Origin of the sequence: Phenylobacterium sp. (genome assembly GCF_044236515.1) — a bacterium.
Taxonomy (GTDB): Bacteria; Pseudomonadota; Alphaproteobacteria; order Caulobacterales; family Caulobacteraceae; genus Phenylobacterium.
In genome coordinates, this window is record NZ_JBIIGK010000006.1 from 1 (window position 1) to 20,716 (window position 20,716).

26 protein-coding genes and 1 pseudogene are annotated in these 20,716 nt (G+C 70.8%); 15 read left to right on the forward strand and 12 right to left on the reverse strand.

Going from position 1 to position 20,716, the window contains the following annotated elements; genetic code table 11:
* Position 1 precedes the first annotated feature (1 nt).
* Entirely contained in the window at positions 2–199 is a 198-nt protein-coding gene (locus ACILRF_RS01300; protein ID WP_395670456.1) for a zinc-finger domain-containing protein, read from the forward strand.
* A gap of 29 nt (positions 200–228) precedes the next feature.
* Here the strand turns inward: ACILRF_RS01300 and dnaN are convergent, their stop codons facing one another.
* The 3 genes from dnaN to hrcA form a co-directional block, all read right to left on the reverse strand.
* Positions 229–1,347 (reverse strand): DNA polymerase III subunit beta, encoded by a 1,119-nt coding sequence (gene dnaN / locus ACILRF_RS01305; RefSeq protein ID WP_395670457.1) that lies wholly within the window; start codon positions 1,345–1,347, stop codon positions 229–231.
* A gap of 122 nt (positions 1,348–1,469) precedes the next feature.
* Positions 1,470–2,099 (reverse strand): nucleotide exchange factor GrpE, encoded by a 630-nt coding sequence (grpE, locus tag ACILRF_RS01310; protein ID WP_395670458.1) that lies wholly within the window; start codon positions 2,097–2,099, stop codon positions 1,470–1,472.
* Between the two features lie 24 nt (positions 2,100–2,123).
* The gene (gene hrcA / locus ACILRF_RS01315; RefSeq protein ID WP_395670459.1) at positions 2,124–3,191 is read right to left on the reverse strand and encodes a heat-inducible transcriptional repressor HrcA; all 1,068 of its coding nucleotides are present in this window, start codon (positions 3,189–3,191) and stop codon (positions 2,124–2,126) included.
* A gap of 120 nt (positions 3,192–3,311) precedes the next feature.
* Between hrcA and rph the strand changes: the two genes are divergently transcribed.
* A complete protein-coding gene (gene rph, locus ACILRF_RS01320; RefSeq protein ID WP_395670460.1) occupies positions 3,312–4,028 on the forward strand; it encodes a ribonuclease PH in 717 nt (238 codons plus the stop codon).
* Between the two features lie 54 nt (positions 4,029–4,082).
* On the opposite strand, the gene ACILRF_RS01325 is transcribed toward rph, so the two are convergent.
* Together ACILRF_RS01325 and ACILRF_RS01330 are read right to left on the reverse strand one after the other, a co-directional pair.
* Positions 4,083–4,310, reverse strand: coding sequence for a helix-turn-helix domain-containing protein (locus tag ACILRF_RS01325; protein ID WP_395670461.1), 228 nt, complete (start codon positions 4,308–4,310; stop codon positions 4,083–4,085).
* Positions 4,311–4,320: 10 nt separating this feature from the next.
* Positions 4,321–4,848, reverse strand: coding sequence for a DUF2975 domain-containing protein (locus ACILRF_RS01330; protein WP_395670462.1), 528 nt, complete (start codon positions 4,846–4,848; stop codon positions 4,321–4,323).
* 84 nt (positions 4,849–4,932) lie between these two features.
* On the opposite strand from ACILRF_RS01330, the gene rdgB reads away from it, so the two are divergent.
* The 7 genes from rdgB (at position 4,933) to ACILRF_RS01365 (ending at position 11,497) form a co-directional block, all read left to right on the forward strand.
* Positions 4,933–5,532: an RdgB/HAM1 family non-canonical purine NTP pyrophosphatase gene (gene rdgB, locus ACILRF_RS01335; protein WP_395670463.1), complete on the forward strand. Its 600-nt coding sequence runs from the start codon at positions 4,933–4,935 to the stop codon at positions 5,530–5,532.
* A gap of 6 nt (positions 5,533–5,538) precedes the next feature.
* Positions 5,539–6,687: a radical SAM family heme chaperone HemW gene (gene hemW, locus ACILRF_RS01340; RefSeq protein ID WP_395670464.1), complete on the forward strand. Its 1,149-nt coding sequence runs from the start codon at positions 5,539–5,541 to the stop codon at positions 6,685–6,687.
* Between the two features lie 76 nt (positions 6,688–6,763).
* The gene (gene rsmI / locus ACILRF_RS01345; RefSeq protein ID WP_395670465.1) at positions 6,764–7,633 is read left to right on the forward strand and encodes a 16S rRNA (cytidine(1402)-2'-O)-methyltransferase; all 870 of its coding nucleotides are present in this window, start codon (positions 6,764–6,766) and stop codon (positions 7,631–7,633) included.
* Complete coding sequence (locus ACILRF_RS01350) at positions 7,630–8,004, forward strand: YraN family protein (protein ID WP_395670466.1); 375 nt, start codon at positions 7,630–7,632, stop codon at positions 8,002–8,004. Before rsmI ends, ACILRF_RS01350 begins: the two co-directional genes overlap by 4 nt.
* 24 nt (positions 8,005–8,028) lie before the next feature.
* Positions 8,029–8,844, forward strand: a complete 816-nt coding sequence (locus ACILRF_RS01355) for a transglutaminase family protein (protein WP_395670467.1) — start codon at positions 8,029–8,031, stop codon at positions 8,842–8,844.
* 53 nt (positions 8,845–8,897) lie between these two features.
* Positions 8,898–9,839 (forward strand): glutathione synthase, encoded by a 942-nt coding sequence (gene gshB / locus ACILRF_RS01360; RefSeq protein ID WP_395670468.1) that lies wholly within the window; start codon positions 8,898–8,900, stop codon positions 9,837–9,839.
* 119 nt (positions 9,840–9,958) lie between these two features.
* Positions 9,959–11,497, forward strand: coding sequence for a YifB family Mg chelatase-like AAA ATPase (locus ACILRF_RS01365; RefSeq protein WP_395670469.1), 1,539 nt, complete (start codon positions 9,959–9,961; stop codon positions 11,495–11,497).
* A gap of 4 nt (positions 11,498–11,501) precedes the next feature.
* Here the strand turns inward: ACILRF_RS01365 and ACILRF_RS01370 are convergent, their stop codons facing one another.
* The 4 genes and pseudogenes from ACILRF_RS01370 to ACILRF_RS01385 form a co-directional block, all read right to left on the reverse strand.
* Entirely contained in the window at positions 11,502–11,915 is a 414-nt protein-coding gene (locus tag ACILRF_RS01370) for a hypothetical protein (RefSeq protein WP_395670470.1), read from the reverse strand.
* A gap of 67 nt (positions 11,916–11,982) precedes the next feature.
* On the reverse strand, positions 11,983–12,342 hold the full coding sequence (locus ACILRF_RS01375; protein WP_395670471.1) for a hypothetical protein: 360 nt from the start codon (positions 12,340–12,342) through the stop codon (positions 11,983–11,985).
* Positions 12,343–12,535: 193 nt separating this feature from the next.
* On the reverse strand, positions 12,536–12,871 hold the full coding sequence (locus ACILRF_RS01380) for a hypothetical protein (RefSeq protein ID WP_395670472.1): 336 nt from the start codon (positions 12,869–12,871) through the stop codon (positions 12,536–12,538).
* A 175-nt stretch (positions 12,872–13,046) separates the two neighbouring features.
* Positions 13,047–13,430 (reverse strand): annotated as a pseudogene (locus ACILRF_RS01385) (LuxR C-terminal-related transcriptional regulator); the annotation flags it as partial.
* Between ACILRF_RS01385 and ACILRF_RS01390 the strand changes: the two are divergent.
* Complete coding sequence (locus ACILRF_RS01390) at positions 13,347–14,888, forward strand: response regulator (protein WP_395670473.1); 1,542 nt, start codon at positions 13,347–13,349, stop codon at positions 14,886–14,888. The pseudogene ACILRF_RS01385 and the gene ACILRF_RS01390 sit on opposite strands and share 84 nt — an antisense overlap.
* Before the next feature lie 28 nt (positions 14,889–14,916).
* Positions 14,917–16,317, forward strand: a complete 1,401-nt coding sequence (locus tag ACILRF_RS01395; protein ID WP_395670474.1) for an AmpG family muropeptide MFS transporter — start codon at positions 14,917–14,919, stop codon at positions 16,315–16,317.
* Here ACILRF_RS01395 and ACILRF_RS01400 read toward each other — a convergent pair.
* Positions 16,314–17,150: a serine protease gene (locus ACILRF_RS01400; protein WP_395670475.1), complete on the reverse strand. Its 837-nt coding sequence runs from the start codon at positions 17,148–17,150 to the stop codon at positions 16,314–16,316. The genes ACILRF_RS01395 and ACILRF_RS01400 overlap by 4 nt on opposite strands.
* A 19-nt stretch (positions 17,151–17,169) precedes the next feature.
* Positions 17,170–17,598: a DUF350 domain-containing protein gene (locus ACILRF_RS01405; protein ID WP_395670476.1), complete on the reverse strand. Its 429-nt coding sequence runs from the start codon at positions 17,596–17,598 to the stop codon at positions 17,170–17,172.
* A 165-nt stretch (positions 17,599–17,763) separates the two neighbouring features.
* On the opposite strand from ACILRF_RS01405, the gene ACILRF_RS01410 reads away from it, so the two are divergent.
* From ACILRF_RS01410 to ACILRF_RS01420, 3 genes are all read left to right on the forward strand, one after another.
* The gene (locus ACILRF_RS01410) at positions 17,764–17,979 is read left to right on the forward strand and encodes a hypothetical protein (RefSeq protein WP_395670477.1); all 216 of its coding nucleotides are present in this window, start codon (positions 17,764–17,766) and stop codon (positions 17,977–17,979) included.
* Entirely contained in the window at positions 17,976–18,113 is a 138-nt protein-coding gene (locus ACILRF_RS01415) for a hypothetical protein (RefSeq protein ID WP_395670478.1), read from the forward strand. The genes ACILRF_RS01410 and ACILRF_RS01415 overlap by 4 nt, the downstream gene beginning before the upstream one ends.
* Before the next feature lie 99 nt (positions 18,114–18,212).
* The gene (locus ACILRF_RS01420; RefSeq protein ID WP_395670479.1) at positions 18,213–19,052 is read left to right on the forward strand and encodes a DUF1206 domain-containing protein; all 840 of its coding nucleotides are present in this window, start codon (positions 18,213–18,215) and stop codon (positions 19,050–19,052) included.
* 7 nt (positions 19,053–19,059) lie between these two features.
* Here the strand turns inward: ACILRF_RS01420 and ACILRF_RS01425 are convergent, their stop codons facing one another.
* Positions 19,060–19,911, reverse strand: coding sequence for a glutamate racemase (locus ACILRF_RS01425; protein WP_395670480.1), 852 nt, complete (start codon positions 19,909–19,911; stop codon positions 19,060–19,062).
* Between the two features lie 352 nt (positions 19,912–20,263).
* On the opposite strand from ACILRF_RS01425, the gene ACILRF_RS01430 reads away from it, so the two are divergent.
* Entirely contained in the window at positions 20,264–20,575 is a 312-nt protein-coding gene (locus ACILRF_RS01430) for a hypothetical protein (RefSeq protein ID WP_395670481.1), read from the forward strand.
* The last annotated feature ends 141 nt before the right edge of the window (positions 20,576–20,716 follow it).

The window sequence follows — 20,716 nt, forward strand, 5'->3', positions numbered from 1 at the left end:
CATCCGCACCGGCCGCGTGGCCTGCGACGGCGTCGGCGGGGCGCTGGGCCACCCGCGGGTCTGGCTGGAGATGGGCGAGGCGACCTTCGTCGAATGCCCCTACTGCGACCGCCGCTTCGTGCTGGCCGGCGACGCCGGCGAAGGCCCGGAGGACGAGCGCCTGGCCCCCGGCGTCTACGAAGGCCCACACGGGCACTGACGCCGTCCTCCCCCTCAAGGGGAGGGAACTTACACCCGCAGCGGCATCAGGATGTACTGAACGTCCAGATCGCCCGGATCGAGGATCAGGGCCGGATCGTTCGGGCCGCCGAACCGCAGCTCGGCCTGCTCGCCCGAGATCTGGTCAGTGACGTCGAGCAGGTAGCGGGCGTTGAACGACAGCTCGAAGGGCTCGCCGTCGTAGTCGATCTCGAGTTCTTCGACGGCCTGGCCGGCTTCCATGTTGCGGACGGTCAGCACGACGCGGCCCGGCTCGATGGCCATGCGCACCGAGCGGCTCTTTTCCGCAGAGATCGTCGCGACCCGGTCGACCGCCTGGGCGAACAGCTTGGCGTCGACCATCACCGTGCGGTTGTTCTCTTTCGGGATGACCCGGGCGTAGTCCGGGAAGTTTCCGTCGATCACCTTGGAGGTGAGGGCCGCGCCGTTAAACTCGAAGCGGACCTTCTGCGGGCTGATCTGCAGCTCGACCATCTCGCCCGCGTCATCGAGCAGGCGGCGGGCCTCGTTGACCGTCTTGCGCGGCACGATGACGCCGGGCGTACCCACCGCCCCCTCGGGCGCCGGCATCTCGGCGAGCGCCAGGCGGCTGCCGTCGGTGGCGACGGCGCGCAGCTTGGTCTGGCCGCCGTCGGAGACCGTGTGAACGTAGAGGCCGTTCAGGTAATAGCGCGTCTCCTCCGCGGAGATGGCGAAGCGGGTCTTGTCGATCAGGCGGATCAGGTCGTTGACGTCGACGCTCATCCGGCCGGACAGGCCCTCCGACGACATCACCGGGAAGTCGCCGGCCGGCAGAACGGGCAGGTTGAAGCGCGAGCGGCCGGCCGCGACGGTCAGGCGCGGGTCCTCGCCGGTGAAGCTCAGCGAGACGTCGGCCCCTTCCGGCAGCTTGCGGACGATCTCGTACAGGGTGTGGGCCGGAGCGGTGATCTGGCCCGGCTGATCGACCTGGGCCAGGGCCTCGTCGATGATCTCCATGTCGAGATCGGTGGCCGAAAAGGTCAGCCGGTCGCGCTCCGCCGACAAGAGGACGTTGGACAGGATCGGAATGGTGTTGCGCCGTTCGACAGCGCTCTGCACGTGGCCCAGCGCCTTGAGCAGCGCCGCCCGCTCGATCGTCAGCTTCATGCCTTAGTCCCGGACCTCGAAACGCGCGCACGCGAGGCGAATCGGTACGCCCCGCGCTCCCGACAGAAAGGGACTTGCGACATTAGCCATTTTCCCGGGGTGGGAAAGAGGCCGGCGCGCGGTTAGGCGCGGCGATCCACAGAACCGCCCGTCGCCTCGTCCGCCGCGCCATAGCCGCCGCTCGGTCCGCCATTCGCGCCGCCGGCCGACGGGTCCGCCGACGGAGCTGCGCCGCGGGCGGCGACCACGACCATGGCCGGGCGGATCAGCCGGCCCAGCAGCTCGTAGCCCGGCTGCATCACCTGCAGGACCGAGCCCGGCGCCACGCCATCGCCCGGCTGCTCGGCCATGGCCTGATGCTGGTGCGGGTCGAACTTGTCGCCGGCTTTGGGGTCGATCTTCTTGAGGCCGTTGCGTTCGAAGGCGCCGAGCAACTCCTTCTCGGTCATCTCGACCCCGACGACGAAATTTTTCACCACGCTGTCGGCGTGGTCGGCCGGCGCGTGGGCGGTCGCGCGGGCGAGGTTGTCTGCCACGCCCAGCAGGTCGCGGGCGAATTTCTGGATCGCGTAGGCGCGCGCGTCGTTGGCCTCCTTCTCGGCCCGGCGGCGGGTGTTCTCCATGTCGGCGGCGTAGCGCAGGACCTGTTCCTTCAGGGCCGCGGCTTCCGCCTTCAGCGCCAGAACCTGATCCGCCGCCTCGTCGGCCGCGGAGGCGTCCTCATGTTCGGAGGGCGTCGTGTCTTCGGACATGTCTACCTGACTGCTTTCCCAAACTTACGTCTTCATCACCTGACCAAGCACGCGGGCGGTGTAGTCCACCAACGGAATGATCCGGGCATAGTTCAGACGGGCCGGACCGATCACCCCGATCGCGCCGACCACGCGCTGCGAGCCCGTCATATAGGGCGCGGCGATCACGGCGGAACCCGAAAGCGAGAACAGCCGCGTTTCGGCGCCGATGAAGATGCGCACGCCCTGGCCGTCGCGCACCCCGTCGAGAAGCTGGATCAGCTGCTCCTTGTGCTCCAGGTCCTCGAACAGGGACCGGACGCGCTCCAGGTCCTCGACCGCCTGCGCCTCCTCCAGCAGGTTCGCGCGGCCGCGGACGATCAGCGCCCGAGCGTCCTCGTCTCCGCCGCTCCAGGCGGCAAGACCGTCCTCGACCAAACGGGCGGCGGTCTCGTCGAGTTCGCGGCGGGCGCGGTCGAGGTCGGTGCGCAGGTCGGCCTTGGCCTCCGACAGGGTGCGGCCGCGCAGGCGGGCGTTGAGGAAATTGGCCGCTTCGGTCAGCGCCGACGGCGTCACACCGGCCGGCAGGCGGATCAGCCGGTTCTCCACCGTGCCATCCTCGAACACCATGATCGCCAGGGTGCGCTCGACGCCGAGGGAGACGAACTCGACGTGCTTGACCCCGGCGTCGCGGATCGGCGTGACCACCACCCCCGCGCCGCCGGCCAGGCCCGAGAGGATCTTCGAGGCCTCGTTGAGCGCATCCTCGAAATTGCCGCCATGGGCCCGCAGCCGCGCCTCGATGTTGCGGCGCTCGTCCTCGCCGACGTCGCCGACTTCCAGCAGGCCGTCGACGAACAGGCGCAGGCCGGCATGGGTCGGCAGGCGTCCGGCGCTGACGTGCGGCGCGCCGAGCAGGCCGAGCCGGGTCAGGTCCTGCATGGTGTTGCGGATCGACGCCGGCGACAGGGTGACGCCGCTGAGGGCCAGGGTGCGCGAGCCGACCGGCTCGCCGGTCTCGAGGTAGCTCTCGACGATCCGCCGGAAGATGTCCCGTGCGCGCTCGTCCAGTTCGGCGAGGGCCGGGCCGCGGGCGAAGAACGGGCTGCTCACGTGACCTGTCGGCTCGGACTTAAAGAGGTTGGCCCGTGGACGGGGCTTCGATGATCTAGGATAAGCGCGACCTTCGTCGGCGCAAGACGCCGGAAGAAGCCGAAAAAGGCAGGAGTTTCCATGCGCCCGTCCGAACGCACGCCCGAGCTGCTGCGCCCTGTCACCCTGGAGATGGGCGTCAGCCGCTATGCCGAGGGCTCGTGCCTGGTCACCTTCGGGCACACCAAGGTGCTGATCACCGCCAGCGTCGAGGAGAGCGTGCCGCCGTTCCTGCGCGGACGCGGCCAAGGCTGGGTGACGGCCGAGTACGGCATGCTGCCCCGCGCGACCCACACGCGCGGCCGCCGCGAGGCCGCGGCCGGCAAGCAGTCGGGCCGCACGCAGGAGATCCAGCGCCTGATCGGCCGCTCGATGCGAGCCGTCGTCGACATGAAGGCGCTCGGCGAGCGCCAGATCACCCTCGACTGCGACGTGGTGCAGGCCGACGGCGGCACCCGCACGGCGGCGATCACCGGCGCCTGGGCGGCGCTGCGGATGGCGACGCGCTACCTGCTGGACGAAGGCGTGCTCGCCACCGATCCGATCCTCGACCAGGTGGCGGCGGTGAGCTGCGGCGTGTTCAACGGCGTGCCGGTCCTCGACCTCGACTACGAGGAAGATTCCAACGCCGAGGCCGACTCCAATTTCGTGCTGACCGGAGCCGGCGACATCGTCGAGATCCAGGCGACCGGCGAGAAGCGCGGTTTTACGCAGGCCGAGTTCGAGGCCCTGTTCAGCCTGGCCCGCAAGGGCATCGGCGAGCTGTGCGAGCTGCAGCGCCAGGCGACGGCGAAATAAGACGCCTCCCCATGGCCGGCCTTGCGCGGCCGTGGGCGGACGGAGAGGGGAGTCCTATTCCTCGCCGGCGTCCTCGGGGCCGGCCTCGTAGTCCAAGAGGTCCCCCGGCTGGCAGTCGAGCTCGCGACAGAGGGCGGCGAGGGTCGCAAAGCGCACAGCCCGCGCCTCGCCCCCCTTGAGGATCGACAGGTTGGCGGCGGTCACGCCGACCCGGTCGGCGAGCTCGCTGAGCGACATGCGCCTGTCCATCAGCATGCGGTCGAGGCGGATGCGGATCGGCATTTGCGGCCCCTCAGATCGTCAGCTCGGCTTCGCGGCGCAGGCGCGCGCCCTCGCGGAACACCTCCGCCAGGACGAACACCACGAGCACCGAGAACCAGGCCGTAAGGCTGAAGTTCGGCTCCACCCGCTCGACCAGCGGGGTCCAGGCGCTAACGCCCCAGACGAGATAGCGGCCGAGCTCCAGCGCGGCCAGCAACAGGCCGATCAGACGCAGGCGGCCGACGTTGTCGGGGTGGAACGGGTCGCCGGCCGTCAGGGTGGTGAAGATGCGGCGCAGGGCGTCGACGATGATCAGCACGCCGCCCACCGTGAGCCCGAAGGCCAGCAGCATGCCGGCGAACAGCGGCGCGCGGGTGGCCACCTCGGTGGCGTCCGCGGTGCGGATCGAGGACAGCAACAGGTTCGGGTTGAAGCTGAACAGCAGGGCGGCGAGCAGCATCAGGGCCACCGCCCCGAAGGTGATCCACAGCGCCACGTAGACCACGTCCAGGATGATCTTCAGGAAACTGGACACCGATCCCGGACCCAGTGCGCGCATGCATGCCCCCGCCTTTTGCCGGCCGAACCTAGTCGATATGACGCGCGCCTGCGATGTTCATCGCCGCATGACCTGGAGTGTGAGATGGCCCTGAAGCTCGAACCCGGCGCCCGACTGGTGGTGGCGACGCACAATCCCGGCAAGGCGCGCGAGATCTCCGAGATCCTCGAAGGTCGGTTCGAGCTGGTGACGGCGGGCGAGCTCGGCCTCGGCGAGCCCGAGGAGACGGAGAGCACCTTCACCGGCAACGCCATGCTGAAGGCGCGGGCGGCCGCGGAAGCCAGCGGCCTCGTCGCCATCGCCGACGATTCCGGGCTGTCGGTGACGGCGCTGGGGGGCCAGCCGGGAATCTATTCGGCGCGCTGGGCGGGTCCCGGCAAGGACTTCGCCGTCGCTATGCAGAAGGTCGCCGACCGCCTGGAGGAGGTTGAGAGCGACGATCGCTCGGCGTGGTTCACCAGCGCCCTCGCCGTCGCCTGGCCGGACGGCCCGGCCGTGGTTGTCGAGGGCCGGGTCGACGGCACGCTGGTTTTTCCGCCGCGCGGGGCCCGCGGTTTTGGCTACGACCCGATCTTCCTGCCCGACGGCGAGAACCTGACGTTCGGCGAAATGGAGCCGACGCGTAAGGACGCCATGAGCCACCGGGCCTTGGCCTTCGCCAAGCTGAAGGCCGCGCTCCTGTGACAGCCGATGCCTGAGGCCCCGCCGCCGCTGGGTGTCTACGTCCACTGGCCCTATTGCGCGAAGATCTGCCCCTACTGCGACTTCAACGTCTATCGCGACCGTGGCCGCGCGGAGGAGGCCGCGGCCCTGACGCGCGCCATCGTCGCCGACCTCGCGGCACAGGCGGCGCTGACCGGCCCGCGCACCCTGGTGTCGGTGTTCCTGGGTGGAGGCACCCCGTCGCTGATGGACCCCGCCTGGGCGGCGGAAATCGTCGCGGCGGCCCGGCGCCTCTGGACGCCGGCCGACGACCTCGAGGTGACGCTGGAAGCCAATCCGACCGACGCTGAGGCAGGCCGGTTCGAGGCCTTCTCCGACGCCGGCGTCAACCGCCTGTCGCTGGGCCTGCAGGCGCTGGACGACGACGCTCTGGCCCTGCTCGGCCGCAACCACGACGCCGCCGAGGCGATCCGCGCGGCGCGGGTCGCGGGACGAGCCTTCCCGCGCCTGTCGCTGGACCTGATCTACGCCCGGCCCGGCCAGACGCCGGACACCTGGCGCGAGGAACTGCGCCGCGCTCTCGATCTTGGTCCCGAGCATCTTTCGCCCTACCAGCTGACCATCGAGGCCGGCACCGCCTTCGACCGGGCGGTGCGCCGCGGCCGGATCGTTCCGCCCGGCGGCGAGACCCAGGGCGACCTTTTCGACGCCACGCAGCTGGTGCTGGAAGACGCCGGCTTCGAGGCCTACGAGGTGTCGAACCACGCCCGGGGCGCGGCGGCGCGCTCACGGCACAACCTCGTCTACTGGCGCGGCGAAGACTACCTCGGCGTCGGCCCCGGCGCGCACGGTCGGATCACGCGCGCCGGCGCGCGGCAGGCCACCGTCGCGACGGCCCGGCCCGCCGACTACATCCGGACCGTGGCCGAAACCGGCGCCGGTCTCGCGACGCGCGAGGCCCTGAGCCCCCGCGAGGCGGCCGAGGAGCGGGTCCTGAGCGGGCTGCGGATCGCGGCCGGGGTGGCGTTCTCCGAGCTCGCCGCCCTCGACCTCGACCCCGGCCGCATCGCCCACCTCGTCGACCTGGGCCTGATTGCTCCCGACCCCGAACGTCTCCGCGCCACCCGCCACGGACGCCTGCTCCTCGACGCGGTCACCCGCGAACTGCTGACCTAGGCGCCCTGCGCGTCCCAACCGGTGGCCACGCGGCCATTGGCCTTGCCTTTCGCGCCCCGACCGGCTCATTCACCGCATGGCCCGCCTCATTCCGCCGCCACAGCTCGACGACGCGCCGCTGGCGCCGGGGCTCTATGTCGTGGCGACGCCGATCGGGAACCTGCGCGATATCACCTTGCGCGCCCTTGACGTCCTGGCCGCCGCCGACCTGGTGCTGGCCGAGGACACCCGGGTGGCCGGCAAGCTTCTGTCCGCCTATGGCCTCTCGGCGAAGCTCGCCCGTTACGACGAGCATGGCGCCGAGGCCACCCGGCCGCGGGCGATGGCGGCGCTGGCCGAAGGCGGCCGGGTGGCGCTGATCTCCGACGCCGGAACGCCGCTCGTCTCCGACCCCGGTTATCGGCTGGTCAAGGAGGCCGCTGAACTCGGCCATCCGGTGTTCCCGATCCCTGGCGCTTCGGCCCTGCTAGCCGGATTGTCCGTCGCCGGACTGCCCACCGACCGGTTCCTGTTCGCCGGCTTCCCACCCCCAAAGAGCGCGGCGCGGCGGACCTTCCTGGCGGAGCTGGCCGGCATCCGCGCAACCCTGGTGTTCTTCGAGGGCGGCTCGCGGCTGGCCGACAGCCTCGCTGACATGGCCGCGGTGCTCGGCGATCGCGAGGCCGTGGTCTGCCGGGAGTTGACCAAGCTCTATGAGACGATCGTCCGCGGGCCGCTCTCCACCCTGGCCGCCGACCCGCAGTTCGAAGCGCCAAAGGGCGAGATCGTCGTCTTGGTCGGGCCGGGCCGGGAAACCGAAGCCAGCGCCGCGGATGCCGACGCCGCCCTGGCCGACGCGCTCGCCCGGCTGAAGCCGGCCGACGCCGCCGCCGAGGTCGCCAAGGCGCTTGGCCTTCCCCGCCGCGACCTCTACCGCCGGGCGATGGAACTGAGGGCCGGCAGGTGAGCGGGGTGCGGGCGGAGCGTGGCCGGACGGCCCGGCTCGCCGGCCGGCGAAGCGAGTCGCTGGCGGCCCTTTGGTTGATGCTGAAAGGCTACCGAATTCTCGGGTTCCGGCTGCGCGCCGGCCCGGCCGAAATCGACATCCTCGCACTGCGAGGCCGGGTGCTGGCGGTGGTGGAGGTCAAGCGACGCGCCAACATCGCCGACGCCCTGGAGACCGTGACCTTCGATCAGCGCGACCGGCTGCGCCGGGCCGGCGCGCTCCTGGCCGCCCGACGGAGGGCGCTGGCGGATGCGACGGTTCGCCTCGACCTCGTGGCACTCGCGCCCAGGCGGCTTCCTATGCATATTCCCGACGCTTGGAAGGGCGGCTAGCCCATGGATTGCGCCGGGACGGGCATGGAACGAGACGAGGCCGAGAGCGTGCTGCTGGACGCGGGAACCGCCGTCGACGGTCAGTTCCCGCTGCTGGACGCCGCCATCGCCTGCGCGGTCCACGAGGACCCGGGCCGCGACGGGCAGGCGGTGCGCGATCTCGCCGCCGCCGGGGTCCAACGGCTCAGCGCCCGGCTGAAGATCGAAAGTCCGGAGGAAGCCCTCGCCGAGGCCATGGCCGGCGACCTCGGCCTGGCCGGCGATCTGCTGACCTACGAAGACCCGGCCAATGCCGACGTGATCTCGGTGTGCGAGCGGCGCAAAGGCCTGGCCGTGTCGCTGGGGGTCTATTACCTGCACGCGGCCCGCCGCTGCGGGCTGACCCTGCAGGGCGTCGATTTTCCCGGCCATTTCCTGCTGCGCATCGAGACCGAGGAAGGTCCGCTGGCCCTGGACCCGTTCTCCGAGGGCCGGGTGGTGCTACCGTCGGAACTGACCCGGCGCGCCCTGCACGCCGGCCTGACGCCCAACGTCGCCGACCGGCTCGACCGGCTGATGGCGCCGGTCAGCGACCGAGCGGTGCTGATCCGGCTGCAGAACACGATCTACGCCCGCGCCTCGGCGGTCCGCGACTACGCCCGCGCCGAGCGGGCCGCCTTGCGCCGGGCCCTGCTCGATCCCACCGACCACCGGCCCTGGCTGGACGTCGCCGCCGCCCGCGAGGGCCAGGGGGCTCTGGCCGGCGCGCTGGAGGCCCTGGCCCGCGCCACCACCCTCGACGGCGGCGCGGCCCTGGCGGCCCGGGCGCAACGCGAGCGGGTCCGCCTGCGCCTGAACTAGCGTCCCGCCCACACACCGCCTATGTCGGTCGCCTGGGTTATCGGGAGCGGGCGATGTCGCTGAAGGTTGCGGTGCAGATGGATCCCATCGCGGGGATCAACATCGATGGCGACACCACCTTCCTGATGATGGAGACCGCTCAGGCCCGCGGGCACTCGCTGTTCGTCTACACCCCCGACGCCCTGGCGCTGGAGAGCGGCCGGGTCTTCGCCCGCGGCCGCGACGTGACGGTCCAGCGGGTGAAGGGCGATCACGCCCGCCTGTCGACGCCGCGGCAGGCGGAGCTGTCCGACTTCGACGTCGTCCTGCTGCGCCAGGACCCGCCGTTCGACATGCACTATATCGACACGACCTTCTTCCTGGAGGCCGTGCACCCCAAGACCCTGGTGGTGAACAACCCGGTCGAGGTGCGCAATGCGCCGGAGAAGCTGTTCGTCACCAAGTTCCCGGAACTTCAGCCCCCGACCCTGATCACCGCCGACCGCGAGGCGATCGCCGAGTTCCGCGCCCGGCACGGCGACGTGGTCCTGAAGCCGCTGAACGGGAAGGGCGGCTCGGGCGTCACCCGCCACCTGTCGGACGATCCGAACTTCGACACCCTGCTGGAGTTGCACGCCGAGCTCAGCCGCGAGCCGGTGATCGTCCAGAAGTTCCTGCCGTCGGTCACCCAGGGCGACAAGCGCATCCTGCTCGTCGACGGCGAGCCGGTCGGGGCGATCAACCGCGTGCCGAGCCCCGGCCAGATCCGCTCCAACATGGCCGTGGGCGGAAGGCCGCAACCGGTGGAACTGTCCGCCCGCGACCTGGAGATCTGCGCCGCCATCGGCCCGGAGCTGAAGGCGCGCGGCCTGCTGTTCGTCGGCATCGACGTGATCGGCGAGTGGCTGACGGAGATCAACGTCACCTCGCCGACCGGCGCCGTGGCCCTGAAGACCTTCACCGGGATCGACGCTACGGAAATCCTTTGGCGGACGATCGAGGCGAAGCGCGGCTGAACCCTCGGCCGCGCAACCGGGTTGCTTCTTCGCCGTTTGTTCCATATTCGTTCTGGAAACAGCCTTCGCTGGAGGCCAGGGCTTGTGGATAAATGGCTCGGGAACACAAGGGCTAGGGCATGGCCGCGCGGGTTGTGACGGTGGCGTTCCAGGGCGTCGAGGCGGTCCGCGTCGACGTGCAGGTCCAGTTCACCGGCGGCGAGCACAAGTTCTTCCTCGTCGGGATGGGCGACAAGGCGATCTCGGAGAGCCGCGAGCGCGTGCGCGCCGCCTTCGCCGGTCTCGGCCTTGCCTTGCCGGCCAAGCGGATCATCGCCAACCTCGCCCCCGCCGACCTGCCCAAGGAGGGCAGCCACTACGACCTGCCGATCGCCCTGGCCATCATGGCCGGCATGGGAGTGATCCCGCCGGACGCCCTGACCGAGTGGGCGGCGGTGGGCGAGCTGTCCCTCGACGGCCGGATCACCGCCGTGGCCGGGGCCCTGCCGGCGGCCGTGGCGGCCGGGGGCCTGGGCCTTGGCCTCATCTGCCCGGAGGCCTGCGGGGCGGAGGCGGCCTGGGCGGCCGACACGCGGATCCTTGCGGCGCCGTCGCTGGTCGCCCTGGTCAACCACTTCCGCGGAACCCAGGTGCTCTCGCCGCCGAAACCCGGGATCCTGCTGGAAGGCGGCCGCGTGCCCGACCTGAAGGACGTGAAGGGCCAGGAGCACGCCAAGCGGGCTCTCGAAATCGCCGCCGCCGGCGGCCACAACCTGCTGTTCGTCGGCCCGCCCGGATCGGGCAAGTCGATGATGGCCGCCCGCCTGCCCGGCCTGCTGCCGCCGCTGACCGCCGCCGAGTTGCTCGAAACTTCGATGGTGCACTCGGTCGCCGGCCTGATCGCCAAGGGGCAGCTTGCGCGGGACCGGCCGTTCCGGGCGCCGCACCATTCGGCGAGCATGGCCGCCCTGACCGGCGGGGGGCTCAAGGCCAAGCCCGGCGAGGTCAGCCTGGCCCACAACGGCGTCCTGTTCCTCGACGAGTTACCGGAGTTCGGGGCGCAGGCGCTGGACTCCCTGCGCCAGCCGCTGGAGATCGGCGAGGTGGTCGTCGCGCGCGCAAACGCCCATGTCCGCTATCCGGCGCGGGTGCAGTTGGTGGCGGCCATGAACCCCTGCCGCTGTGGGCATGGCGGCGCCGGGCGCGGCGCCTGCGGCCGGGCCCCGCTCTGCCAGACCAATTACCAGGGCAAGGTGTCCGGACCGCTGATGGACCGCATCGACCTTCAGGTCGAGGTTCCGCCGGTGACGCCGGCCGACCTCGCCCTGCCGCCGCCGGCCGAGGGGACCGCCGAAGCGGCGGCCCGCGTGGCCAGGGCGCGGCAGGTTCAGCTCGAGCGCGCCGAGGCCGAGGACTGCGCGGTGCTCAACGCCCGCGCCGAAGGGGATGGTCTGACCCGCATCGCGGCGCTGGACGAAGCGGGCAAGGCGCTGCTGTCGCGGGCCGCCGAGGCCAGCGGCCTGACGGCCCGCGGCTGGACCCGCACCCTGCGCCTGGCGCGAACCATCGCCGACCTCGAAGGCTCCGACGCCGTGCGCCGGGTGCATGTCGCCGAGGCGCTGATCTACCGGCGGGCGGGGGCCGGTCTGCTCGCCGGCGGCCCGGCGTTCGCCGGCTGAACGCTCAGCGGGCGACCAGCCGGCCGTAGCGGTAGGTCCAGGCCCCGACACCGATCGAGAACGCCAGCAGATAGCCCCAGATGATTTCGGCGGTGTAGTAGGCCCACGCCCCTACCTCGACATCCACCGCGTTCGCGAGATGGGTCATCAGGGCGAGCAGATGAAAGCCGGCCGCGAAGATCGGCCAGAAGCTTGTGGTGCGCATAGCAATCCAGATCAGCAGCACAAGCAGCGCCAGATCCACGAGAAGAATGCCCCATTCGGTCTGGGTGAACTGCTCGCGGTAGACAGTCATCGTCAGCGCCCAGCCGGCAAGCAACCCGCCGGCCGCAAGCCGCTCATCCGGGCCGCCACGCCACGCCGCCAGGGCGCAGACGAACATCACCGTCGTCGGCCAGAGGAATTGAGGCAGCTCCAACGCAAAGGGCCCCCGGTTGCACCGAGGGCCCACAATGCCAAACGTACGTTCGAAGTGGAACGTGCGATCAGGCGGCGACGACTTCGCGCAGTTGGCGGCCGTGCACCACGCCGTTCGGATCCGGCTTCTCGCCGCCCGGATCGCCGACCATCTTGATGGCGCCGAGACCGATCTGGCCTTGCGCGACGCTGAGTTCCTTGTGGGTCTCGACGATGGCGCGACGGGCTTCCGCCAGGGCCATGATCGCCTGGCTGGCGCGTTCCACCGCGTCCTGGCCGATCAGGGCCGAGGCGCCGGCCTGGGCGCGCAGCGACGGCATGACGCCCGTCAGGGTCGCGGTCTTGGCGATGGCCGCGTCGATGGCCGACTCGGCCTCGAACAGGGCGCCGGCGATTTGTTCAGCCACCATACGACGTTGCTTAAGCATGAGTTCTCTCCTGCCGGCGCTTCTGAGGGGCGCCAGCCGCTGGGATAACAAGGTTGTGGTTTAGGACCCGTTCAGGCCCGGACGAAATTCGCCGCCAGGTTCTGAAGCGCGTGGAGGCCGGCCAGCATCCCCCCGAAAGCAAGGGCGGTGATGATCGCGACCCCGACGATCGCCCCGATCCGGGCGACGGGACTTAGATCATTTCTGCCGATCCTTCGGCTTCCGGCTTGAAGTTCTCGTCGAGGAGAACCCAAGTCATGCAGAGGATCTCCCGCAGCACCATTTCCGGCGGCTTGAACGGCGCCAGCTTCCGGGTCGCGGAAACCAAGTGCCGGGCCATCGCCGCCTGCTGGGTGGTCGCGGAAAGATCGACCAGTTGCCGTTCGAGCTGATCCCAATTGAACGTCGGGATCGACTCGTCCCGCAACTCCGGCGTCGGCCATTTGGCCTGGAAGTCGTCGATCTCCCGGCGAAGGCGAAGCGCCCTGCCGATCACTGCGCGATTGTCGAAGTTCTGCCAGTCGCTCACGGACCGCCTCCTCCCGAGTTGCCGGCGTATCCAGCCAGCGATCGTCGGGGGTGTCTGTCCTGATCGTGTCGTGTCCTGATCCAATGGGGACAAGGTTAACGTCACGGCTACGCAGCAGGCGCGCGGCCTCGTAGCGGTCGTGAACGCCAAGCTTGCGCCGCGCGCGATCGCAGTAGGTGTCGACGGAAGTTTTCGACATGCCCAGCTCGCGGGCGATCTGTTTGGAGCTCAGATGCTGATCGACAAGCCGAAGGCATTCACGCTCACGAGGCGTGAGCAGCTCAACGCGATCCTGATCGACATCGGTGCGCGGCGTCATAATGGACACAGTAAACGACGGCTTCGAGGCCGCGTCTACTTCAACGCTCGGCGACGGCGGCCGTTCATAGCTGATCGCGACACGAAAACGCCCCAATTTGGGCCAGCTAGGTTCGCTTGACCCGTCGTTAAGCCCCTGAAGGCTACACGGGTCGCCATGCGCAGGCCACCCCGTCCCCTGTCCACGCGCCGCCCGAGACGCGCGCAAATCAGCGCAGCGCAGCTGGCGGCGCTGAGCCATGAATTCCGCACGCCGCTAAATGGCGTGCTAGGCATGGCGCGGCTGCTGGAAGGGACCCAACTCACCGCCGAGCAGCGGACCTATGCGGCGGCGCTGCGGGAGAGCGGCGAGCACCTGCTAAACCTCGTCAACGACGTCCTGGACTTCGCCAAGCTCGGCGAGGGCGCGGTGGAGCTGCACACCTCGGTGTTCGACGTCGAGAGCCTGCTGCAGGGGGTCTGCGAGCTGTTGTCGCCGCGGGCGGCCGAGAAGGGGCTGGAGATCGCCTGGAGCGCGCCGGCCGACGCCGGGGCGATCCGGGCCGACGAGAACCGGCTGCGGCAGATCCTGCTCAACTTCGCCGGCAACGCGGTCAAGTTCACCAGCCGGGGCGGGGTGCGGATCCGCGTCGCGCGGCTGCCCGCGGGGCGGCTGCGGTTCATGGTCGAGGACACCGGGCCGGGGGTGCGCGACGCCGACCGCGAGCGCATCTTCGAGACCTTCCAGCAGGCCGACGCGGGCCGGGCGGAAATCAGCGGCGCGGGCCTTGGCCTCGCCATCGCCCGGCGACTGGCGCAGGCGATGATGGGCGAGGTCGGTGTCGAGACGGCGGCCGGCGGCGGCGCGCGGTTCTGGTTCGAGGCGGCGTTCCCGCGGGTCGCGACGACGCCCGCACCAGGCGTGCTGGAGGGCCGGCGGGTGGCGGTCGCCTCGCCCAGCGGCATCGTGCGCGAGGCGGCGGCGGCGCAGATCGAGGCGAGCGGCGGGGAGCCGGCCGTGGCGGCCTCGGCGGCAGCGCTGCTCGAGATGACGCAGCCGGGCGATGTCGCCTTGCTCGACCACGCCTTGGCGGGGGAGGACGAGGACGTCGGCAAGCTGGCCGATCGACGCTGCATCGTGCTGCTGGCGGCCGAGGAGCGCGACCGGATCGAGGCCTACCGGCAGGCCGGGTTCTCAGGCTACCTGATCAAGCCGCTGCGGCGGGCGTCCCTGGCCGAGCGGGTGCTGATCGCCGCCGGGGCGAAGAGCGAGGCGGGCGAGGCGGCCGAGGACGAGCGGATCGTGCGCGCCGCGGCCCCGGGCGCGCGGATCCTGCTGGTCGAGGACAACCCGATCAACGCCATGCTGGCCCGAGCCTTGCTGACCCGCGAGGGCTGCGAGGTCGACCACGCCCTCGACGGCGGCGAGGCGATGGCGGCGGTCAAGGTCGCGGTCTACGACCTGATCCTGATGGATATGCGCATGCCCGGGATGTCGGGCGAGGAGACCGCCCGGCGGTTGCGCGCCGAGGGCCTGAGGACGCCGATCGTGGCCCTGACCGCCAACGCCTTCGACGATGACCGGCAGGCCTGTCTGGCGGCCGGCATGGACGACTTCCTCGTCAAGCCGCTGTCGCCCGACGCGCTGCGCGCGGCGCTGACCCGCTGGACGCGGAGCGGCGGCTGGACGGAACACGCGGCGCGCGCCAAGGTCGGCTGACCGGGCGCGGGGGCGCCGCGAGGCGCCGATGACCGTTCAAACCGAGACCGCCGACCAGAAACCCAAAGGCGCGTCCTCCCGTGACGTCCTGCTCGCGCTGCGGCAGCCGCGGGTCCTCATCACGCTCCTGCTGGGGTTCTCCTCCGGTCTGCCGTTCATGCTGACCGGCAACACGCTCGGCTATTGGCTGCGGGAGGAAGGCGTCGAGCTGGCGGCCATCGGCTTCCTCTCGTGGGTCGGCATCGCCTACTCGATGAAGTTCCTGTGGGCGCCCATAGTCGACAAGGTCGACGTGCCGTTGCTCGGGCGGCTTGGCCGGCGACGGGGATGGATCGTTCTGTCGCAAGTGCTGATCGGCGCCGGGCTGTTCGCGATGGCGGCGATCGGGCCCGGCGGCGGGCTGCTGACCTTCGCTGGGTTCGCGCTGCTGGTCGCCTTCGCCTCCGCCACCCAGGACATCGTCGTCGACGCCTGGCGGATCGAGCGTGCCGAGAGCGACGCGGACCTGGGGCTCCTGACCGCGGCGTTCCAGCTCGGCTACCGCATCGCCATCCTGGTCACCGACGCCCTGATCCTGATCGCCGCGGCCAAGCTCGGCTGGAACAACTCCTACGTCCTGTGCGCGCTGGCGGTTGGCGTCGGGCTGACGGCGACCCTGTTCGCCACCGAGCCAGCCCGCATCCATCCCGAGCAGTCGGCAGCGCAGAGGGGTCCCGCGCTGTGGACGCCGCGTGGCCTCGCCGACGCCATCGTCGGCCCGTTCGTCGCCTTCTTCCGCTCGCACGGCGCCGGGGCGGCCGTGCTGATGCTCGCGGCGATCAGCCTCTACCGGCTGCCCGATTTTGTGATGGGGCCAATGGCCAATCCGCTTTACGTCGACCTCGGCCTTTCGAAGGAGACGGTCGGCGGCGTGCGGGCGACGATCGGGCTCGGGGCGACCTTCGTGGGCATCGCCCTGGCCGGGCTGTCGGCCGTCCGGCTGGGGTTCGTCCGGACGCTGGTGCTGGGTGCGATCCTCGGGCCGGGATCCAACCTGGCGTTCGCCGCCCTCGCCTACGCCGGGCCAAGCGCGACGGCGCTGGGGACGGCTATTGCGGTCGACAACGTCGCCACCGGCTTCGCCGGCGCCGCGCTGGTCGCTTACATGTCGAGCCTGACCAGCCTCGGCTACACGGCCACGCAGTACGCCCTGCTCTCCAGCTTCTACGCCCTGCTGGGCAAAGTGCTGAAGGGCTTCTCGGGCACGGCGGTCGAGGCGTTGCAGCGCACTTACGAGCCGATGACGGCCTATGCGATCTTCTTCACGGGGACGGCGCTGGTCGGCATCCCGGCGCTCGTCCTCTGTTTGATGCTGGGCGCACGGCACCGGCGCGAACAGCGCATTCACGCCCAGGCCGCCCCGGACCCCGATCCCGCGGCTGCAGCCTAGGCCGCCAGGCACACCACCTGGGCCACCCGCAGGTCGCGGCGCAGGCTGTCGGCGACGCGGAAGTAGTTGTCAGGGGTGATGGCTCCGGCCGCAGTCGACGCGGCGGCGGGATAGCGGCGGCCCGTGTCGGCGAGGGCGGCGGCCAGGGTCTCGGGCGCGGTGGTGTAGATGCGGCCACGGCGCGGACTTTCGGCGATGGTGACGCCGATCACCCGACCTTCGGCGTCGAGCGCCGGCGCGCCGGAGAGGCCGCCGAGGCTGCCGTCGAGCCCCTCGGTGCGGCCGGTCTCGGCCCAGACAAGCACCGGCTCGGCCCGGGCGCCGCGCCCGCGCACCAACAGGGTCTCGCGGCCGAGCAGCTTGGACGACGCCTCGCCGGGCGAGCCCTGCGGGAAGCCCGGATGGTAGGCGCGGGCCCCGCGATGCAGGCTTTCGGCGAGGGCCAGCGGCAGCGGCGGCGCGCCGCCATCGGTGGTGAGGATCGCCGCCTCGCTGCGCGGGTCGATGCGGACCTGGGCGGCGACGCCGCGGCCCTCGCCGACCACGATGGCGGTGGTGCGGCAGCCGTCGACCACGTGGCGGGCGGTCAGCCAGACTCCTGAATCGGCGATCGAGAAGGCGGTGCCGGTGGCCGGCCCGGCGGCGTCCGGCACGTCGACGACGACGGATGGGTCGAACGGCGAGGCCGGGCCCAGCGCCTCGCCCTCGACCTCGGGAGCGGGCGGCGGCGGCTCAGGCGCGTCGGCGCGCTCCTGCCGGCCGAGCGCCGCGATCAGCAGGGCGACGACGACGCAGGCGTAGATCAGCCAGTCTGGGAGCCGCGGAAAGTGCATGGTTCAGGGAAAGCGCATGTCAGCCGGAGAGGGCTGCTCCGATGATCACGGCGGTGGCGAGCTTGGCGCCGACCAGGGTGGCGGCGGCGGCCATCTCGCCATCCTGGATCCGCCGCGGCAGGCCGCGCAGGACAAGGTCGACGAGGCGGAAGATCAACAACTGCACAGCAACGGCGGCGACGCCCCACAGGCCGATCTCGATCAGGTTGGTCGACGACTTCAGCGACGCCGACAGCGGGATCGCGAGACCGACCAGCACGCCGCCGAACGACACGGCGGCGGCGGTGTTGCCGTCGCGTATCAGGGTGATCTCCTTGTGCGGGGTCAGGAGGACGTAGGCCGCGGCGGCGGCGACCAGGATGGCGACGGTGATCGCCACGTGCAGAAGGGTGAGCGGAAACCCGGTGGCGAAAGCCTGGATCTCCGGCGACTGGATCTGTGTCGGCATGAGGTGGGAACCCCCCGTGGGTGGATGGCCGTGCATAGCACGGGGGCGGGATTCAGGGAGGCGGCAAACGCCGCCCCGCCCTGTCGGCGGAGGCGGGGGAGCGGCGCCGTCGGAACGGTTCGCCGCCCGGCCGGTTCGGTCCGGACAGCTTGTTGGGAGAGAGAGATGTCCAGCGCCAAGCATCCGCCGTCCGGCCAGGCCCCGCCGCTGCGCGATGACCTGGAAACCAACCCCGGGATCGGCTCGTCGAAGGGGACGACCATCTCCGGCGAGGACCCGCACATCCTGCAGGGCGAGAACAGCGACGAGGGCGACGTCGAGAACGACGCCGACGCGACGGGCGCGGTGACGCCGCAGGAAAATCACCGGACCAACCCGTGAGGCTGTCGACCAGCCTGCTGATCCTGGTTGCGGGACTGGCGCTCAGCGCCCTGGTGTGGGTGGCGACGGGCGGGAAGTTCGCCTTCCTGTTCTTGCCGCTGATGCTGCCGTTGATGTGGCGGGCGCGCCGGTGACCGAACTCGGGCAGGGCTGAACGCCGGCGTGAGCCGCGGACGTAACCGCCCGGAACATTCGCCTCCCCTCGCCGCTTCTCCCGGCCGGAGGATCACGCGATGTCGGCAGTTCCAGGTTTGGAGACCTTCACCCGCCTCGGGTTTGCGGCGCGGGGCGCGCTATACGTCATGGTCGGCTACCTCGCGATCGAGGCCGGCCGCAACACGAGCAGCGCCGGGGCGCTGAAGACGCTGGCCGACAGCGGGCCGGGGAAGCTGGCGCTGTTCGTCATCGCCCTGGGTCTGCTGGCCTATGGCGCCTGGCGATGCGCGGAGGCCGCCCTGGACCTGGAAGGCGCCGGCCGGGGCGCGAAGGGCGCCGTCAAGCGGATCGGCGGAGCGTTGAGCGGCGTGGTCCACGTCGGACTCGGGTTGCTGGCGGCCGGACTGATGTTCGGGATCGGCTCTGGCGGCGCCGGGGGCGGCAGCGGTGGCGAGGAGGCGGCGACGGCACGCCTGCTGGCCCTGCCTGGCGGCGAGATGCTGGTGCGGCTTTTGGCGCTGGCCTTCATCGGCGGCGGCCTGGCGCAGGGTTGGAGCGCCTATCGTCTGAAGTTCCTGAAGCAGCTCGACGGCCGGGCGGCGAACAAGGCCTGGGTCAAGTGGAGCGGCCGGCTCGGCTATGTGGCGCGCGGCGTGGTGTTCGTGCTGGTCGGCGTCTTCCTGTGGCAGGCGGCGGCGGCGGGGGACCCGCAGCAGGCCGGCGACACGGGCGAAGCGCTGGCGGCCCTGGGCGGCTGGCAGCGCACGGTGGTGGCGGCGGGTCTGATGCTGTTCGGCGTGTTCAGCATCGTCCAGGCCGTCTATCGCCGGATCACCGATCCGCAGGTCCTGGCGCGGCTGGGGTCGCGGGCCGGAGCGGCGATGCGGGCGCCGCATGGAATGGGGTCGGCGCGATAAGCCGCCGTCAGGCGGGCTCGAAAGTCAGGGGCGCGCCCCAGAAGGTTTCGACGAGGCTGTGCTGCACGCCGGCCTGGCCGGTGGTCAGGAAGCGGCGTTGGCCGGTCCCCTTCGCCAGATATTCCGGATGGCGCTCGAAGTAGCGCGCGAGGGCGTCGGCGGTGGCCTCGGGCTGGTGGATCAGCGGCGTGCCCGTCGGCAGGGCGGCGCGGAACAGGTCGGCGACGATCTCGTAGTGGGTGCAGCCGAGGATGGCGCGATCGGGGGCCCGGCCGATGCGGGTGGTCAGCGCCGCCACGTGGCCTTCGACCTCGGCGGCCAGGGCGGCGCGGTCGGCGCCGGCCTCAATCATCCGGGCAAGGTTGGGGCAAGGCTCGGAGAAGACCGCGACGTCCTGGCGCCGCTTGTCGACCTCGATCTCATAGACCCGGCTGCGGGCCGTGGCGGGCGTCGAGAAAACGCCGAGGACGTCGAGCTTCTCGACCTTGTCGCCGCGGCGCTCAGCCTCGTGCTCCCACGGCAGGCCGGTGGCCGCCTCGATGGTGGGGACGACGATGCCCAGGGCGTTGACCGGCCGGCCGAGGGTGCGGCGGTGGTCGGGCAACCAGGTCTGCTGCAGCCGCCGCAGGGCGACGGAGGCGGCGGTGTTGCAGGCGAGGACCACGAGGCTGCACCCGGCCTCGAACAGCCGCTCGCATCCCGCGCGGGTCAGATCGACGATCTCCTCGCCGGTCTTGCCGCCGTAGGGGGCGTTGGCCTGGTCGGCCAGGTAGATGAAGTCCGCGTCTGGGAACCGTTCCACGAGGCGGTGGTGGACGGTAAGGCCGCCGACCCCGCTATCGAACACGCCGATGGCCATGCGGGAGGTTTAGGGGGTGTCGGGGGGTGTTGTCACGGGGCTGGGGTGTCACCTCTCCCTTCCCCCTCAACGGGCGAAGGGTTGGGTATGCCCGTGTTGGCGCTGGGGTCGAGCAGAAGGCGGCGACGGCGATGGCGCCGAGCCCATTGAGCTCAGCCTGCGAGGCCCTGCCTCCACCCTAAAGCCAGCCAGTTTGCCTGCCCCTGAAGGTCGCTCAAGGACTGGCCGCAGGCCAGCCGCGTGCGGCGCGCTGCGCGCGTCCTTGACAGACCTTCAGGGGCAGACTCGCAATCGACTATGAGGTTAAAGGCGGTAACGCATTCGGGGGGGTGCGTTCGCAACGGGGGCTTAGATGTCAAAGCCGGTCATCGAGATGCTGGTGCTGGCCGGGTTTGTCGCCGGGCTGCTGGGTTTCATGTCGTGCTGGCTCGTGATGGCGGCGATGACGGTCCCTAGGCTGCCACGCAGCCTGCGCGCCGGCTGGGAGTTCAACGCACGGCGCCGGACCGAAACGCTCGAGCCTGAAGGCCTTACGGTCAAGCCGGCCGACTGGTTGTTTCTCAAAGCATTCCTCCGGATCTGGCTGATTGCCCTCGCGTTCTTCGCCCTTGGGGCGGCAAGCCTGCTCATCGCCCAGCGCATGGGTCATCCCGCCTTTTCTTGACCTGAGTTCTCCACAGGCGCATAAGCGCGCCCTTCCGGCCTGATCTCGATCAGCGCCCTCCACCGCCACGACCCCCGGTCTATATCCGGGACGAGGGCGGCGAGGCCCCCCGTCGACGCAATCGTCCACGGGGGTTGATTG

Coding starts and splice junctions, on each gene's coding strand:
- dnaN (WP_395670457.1), bottom strand. CDS start 1,347: ATGAAGCTGACGATCGAGCGGGCGGCGCTGCTCAAGGCGCTGGGCCAC.
- grpE (WP_395670458.1), bottom strand. CDS start 2,099: ATGTCCGAAGACACGACGCCCTCCGAACATGAGGACGCCTCCGCGGCC.
- rph (WP_395670460.1), top strand. CDS start 3,312: ATGCGCCCGTCCGAACGCACGCCCGAGCTGCTGCGCCCTGTCACCCTG.
- ACILRF_RS01325 (WP_395670461.1), bottom strand. CDS start 4,310: ATGCCGATCCGCATCCGCCTCGACCGCATGCTGATGGACAGGCGCATG.
- ACILRF_RS01330 (WP_395670462.1), bottom strand. CDS start 4,848: ATGCGCGCACTGGGTCCGGGATCGGTGTCCAGTTTCCTGAAGATCATC.
- rdgB (WP_395670463.1), top strand. CDS start 4,933: ATGGCCCTGAAGCTCGAACCCGGCGCCCGACTGGTGGTGGCGACGCAC.
- hemW (WP_395670464.1), top strand. CDS start 5,539: ATGCCTGAGGCCCCGCCGCCGCTGGGTGTCTACGTCCACTGGCCCTAT.
- rsmI (WP_395670465.1), top strand. CDS start 6,764: ATGGCCCGCCTCATTCCGCCGCCACAGCTCGACGACGCGCCGCTGGCG.
- ACILRF_RS01355 (WP_395670467.1), top strand. CDS start 8,029: ATGGAACGAGACGAGGCCGAGAGCGTGCTGCTGGACGCGGGAACCGCC.
- gshB (WP_395670468.1), top strand. CDS start 8,898: ATGTCGCTGAAGGTTGCGGTGCAGATGGATCCCATCGCGGGGATCAAC.
- ACILRF_RS01365 (WP_395670469.1), top strand. CDS start 9,959: ATGGCCGCGCGGGTTGTGACGGTGGCGTTCCAGGGCGTCGAGGCGGTC.
- ACILRF_RS01375 (WP_395670471.1), bottom strand. CDS start 12,342: ATGCTTAAGCAACGTCGTATGGTGGCTGAACAAATCGCCGGCGCCCTG.
- ACILRF_RS01390 (WP_395670473.1), top strand. CDS start 13,347: ATGCGCAGGCCACCCCGTCCCCTGTCCACGCGCCGCCCGAGACGCGCG.
- ACILRF_RS01395 (WP_395670474.1), top strand. CDS start 14,917: ATGACCGTTCAAACCGAGACCGCCGACCAGAAACCCAAAGGCGCGTCC.
- ACILRF_RS01400 (WP_395670475.1), bottom strand. CDS start 17,150: ATGCACTTTCCGCGGCTCCCAGACTGGCTGATCTACGCCTGCGTCGTC.
- ACILRF_RS01405 (WP_395670476.1), bottom strand. CDS start 17,598: ATGCCGACACAGATCCAGTCGCCGGAGATCCAGGCTTTCGCCACCGGG.
- ACILRF_RS01410 (WP_395670477.1), top strand. CDS start 17,764: ATGTCCAGCGCCAAGCATCCGCCGTCCGGCCAGGCCCCGCCGCTGCGC.
- ACILRF_RS01420 (WP_395670479.1), top strand. CDS start 18,213: ATGTCGGCAGTTCCAGGTTTGGAGACCTTCACCCGCCTCGGGTTTGCG.
- ACILRF_RS01425 (WP_395670480.1), bottom strand. CDS start 19,911: ATGGCCATCGGCGTGTTCGATAGCGGGGTCGGCGGCCTTACCGTCCAC.
- ACILRF_RS01430 (WP_395670481.1), top strand. CDS start 20,264: ATGTCAAAGCCGGTCATCGAGATGCTGGTGCTGGCCGGGTTTGTCGCC.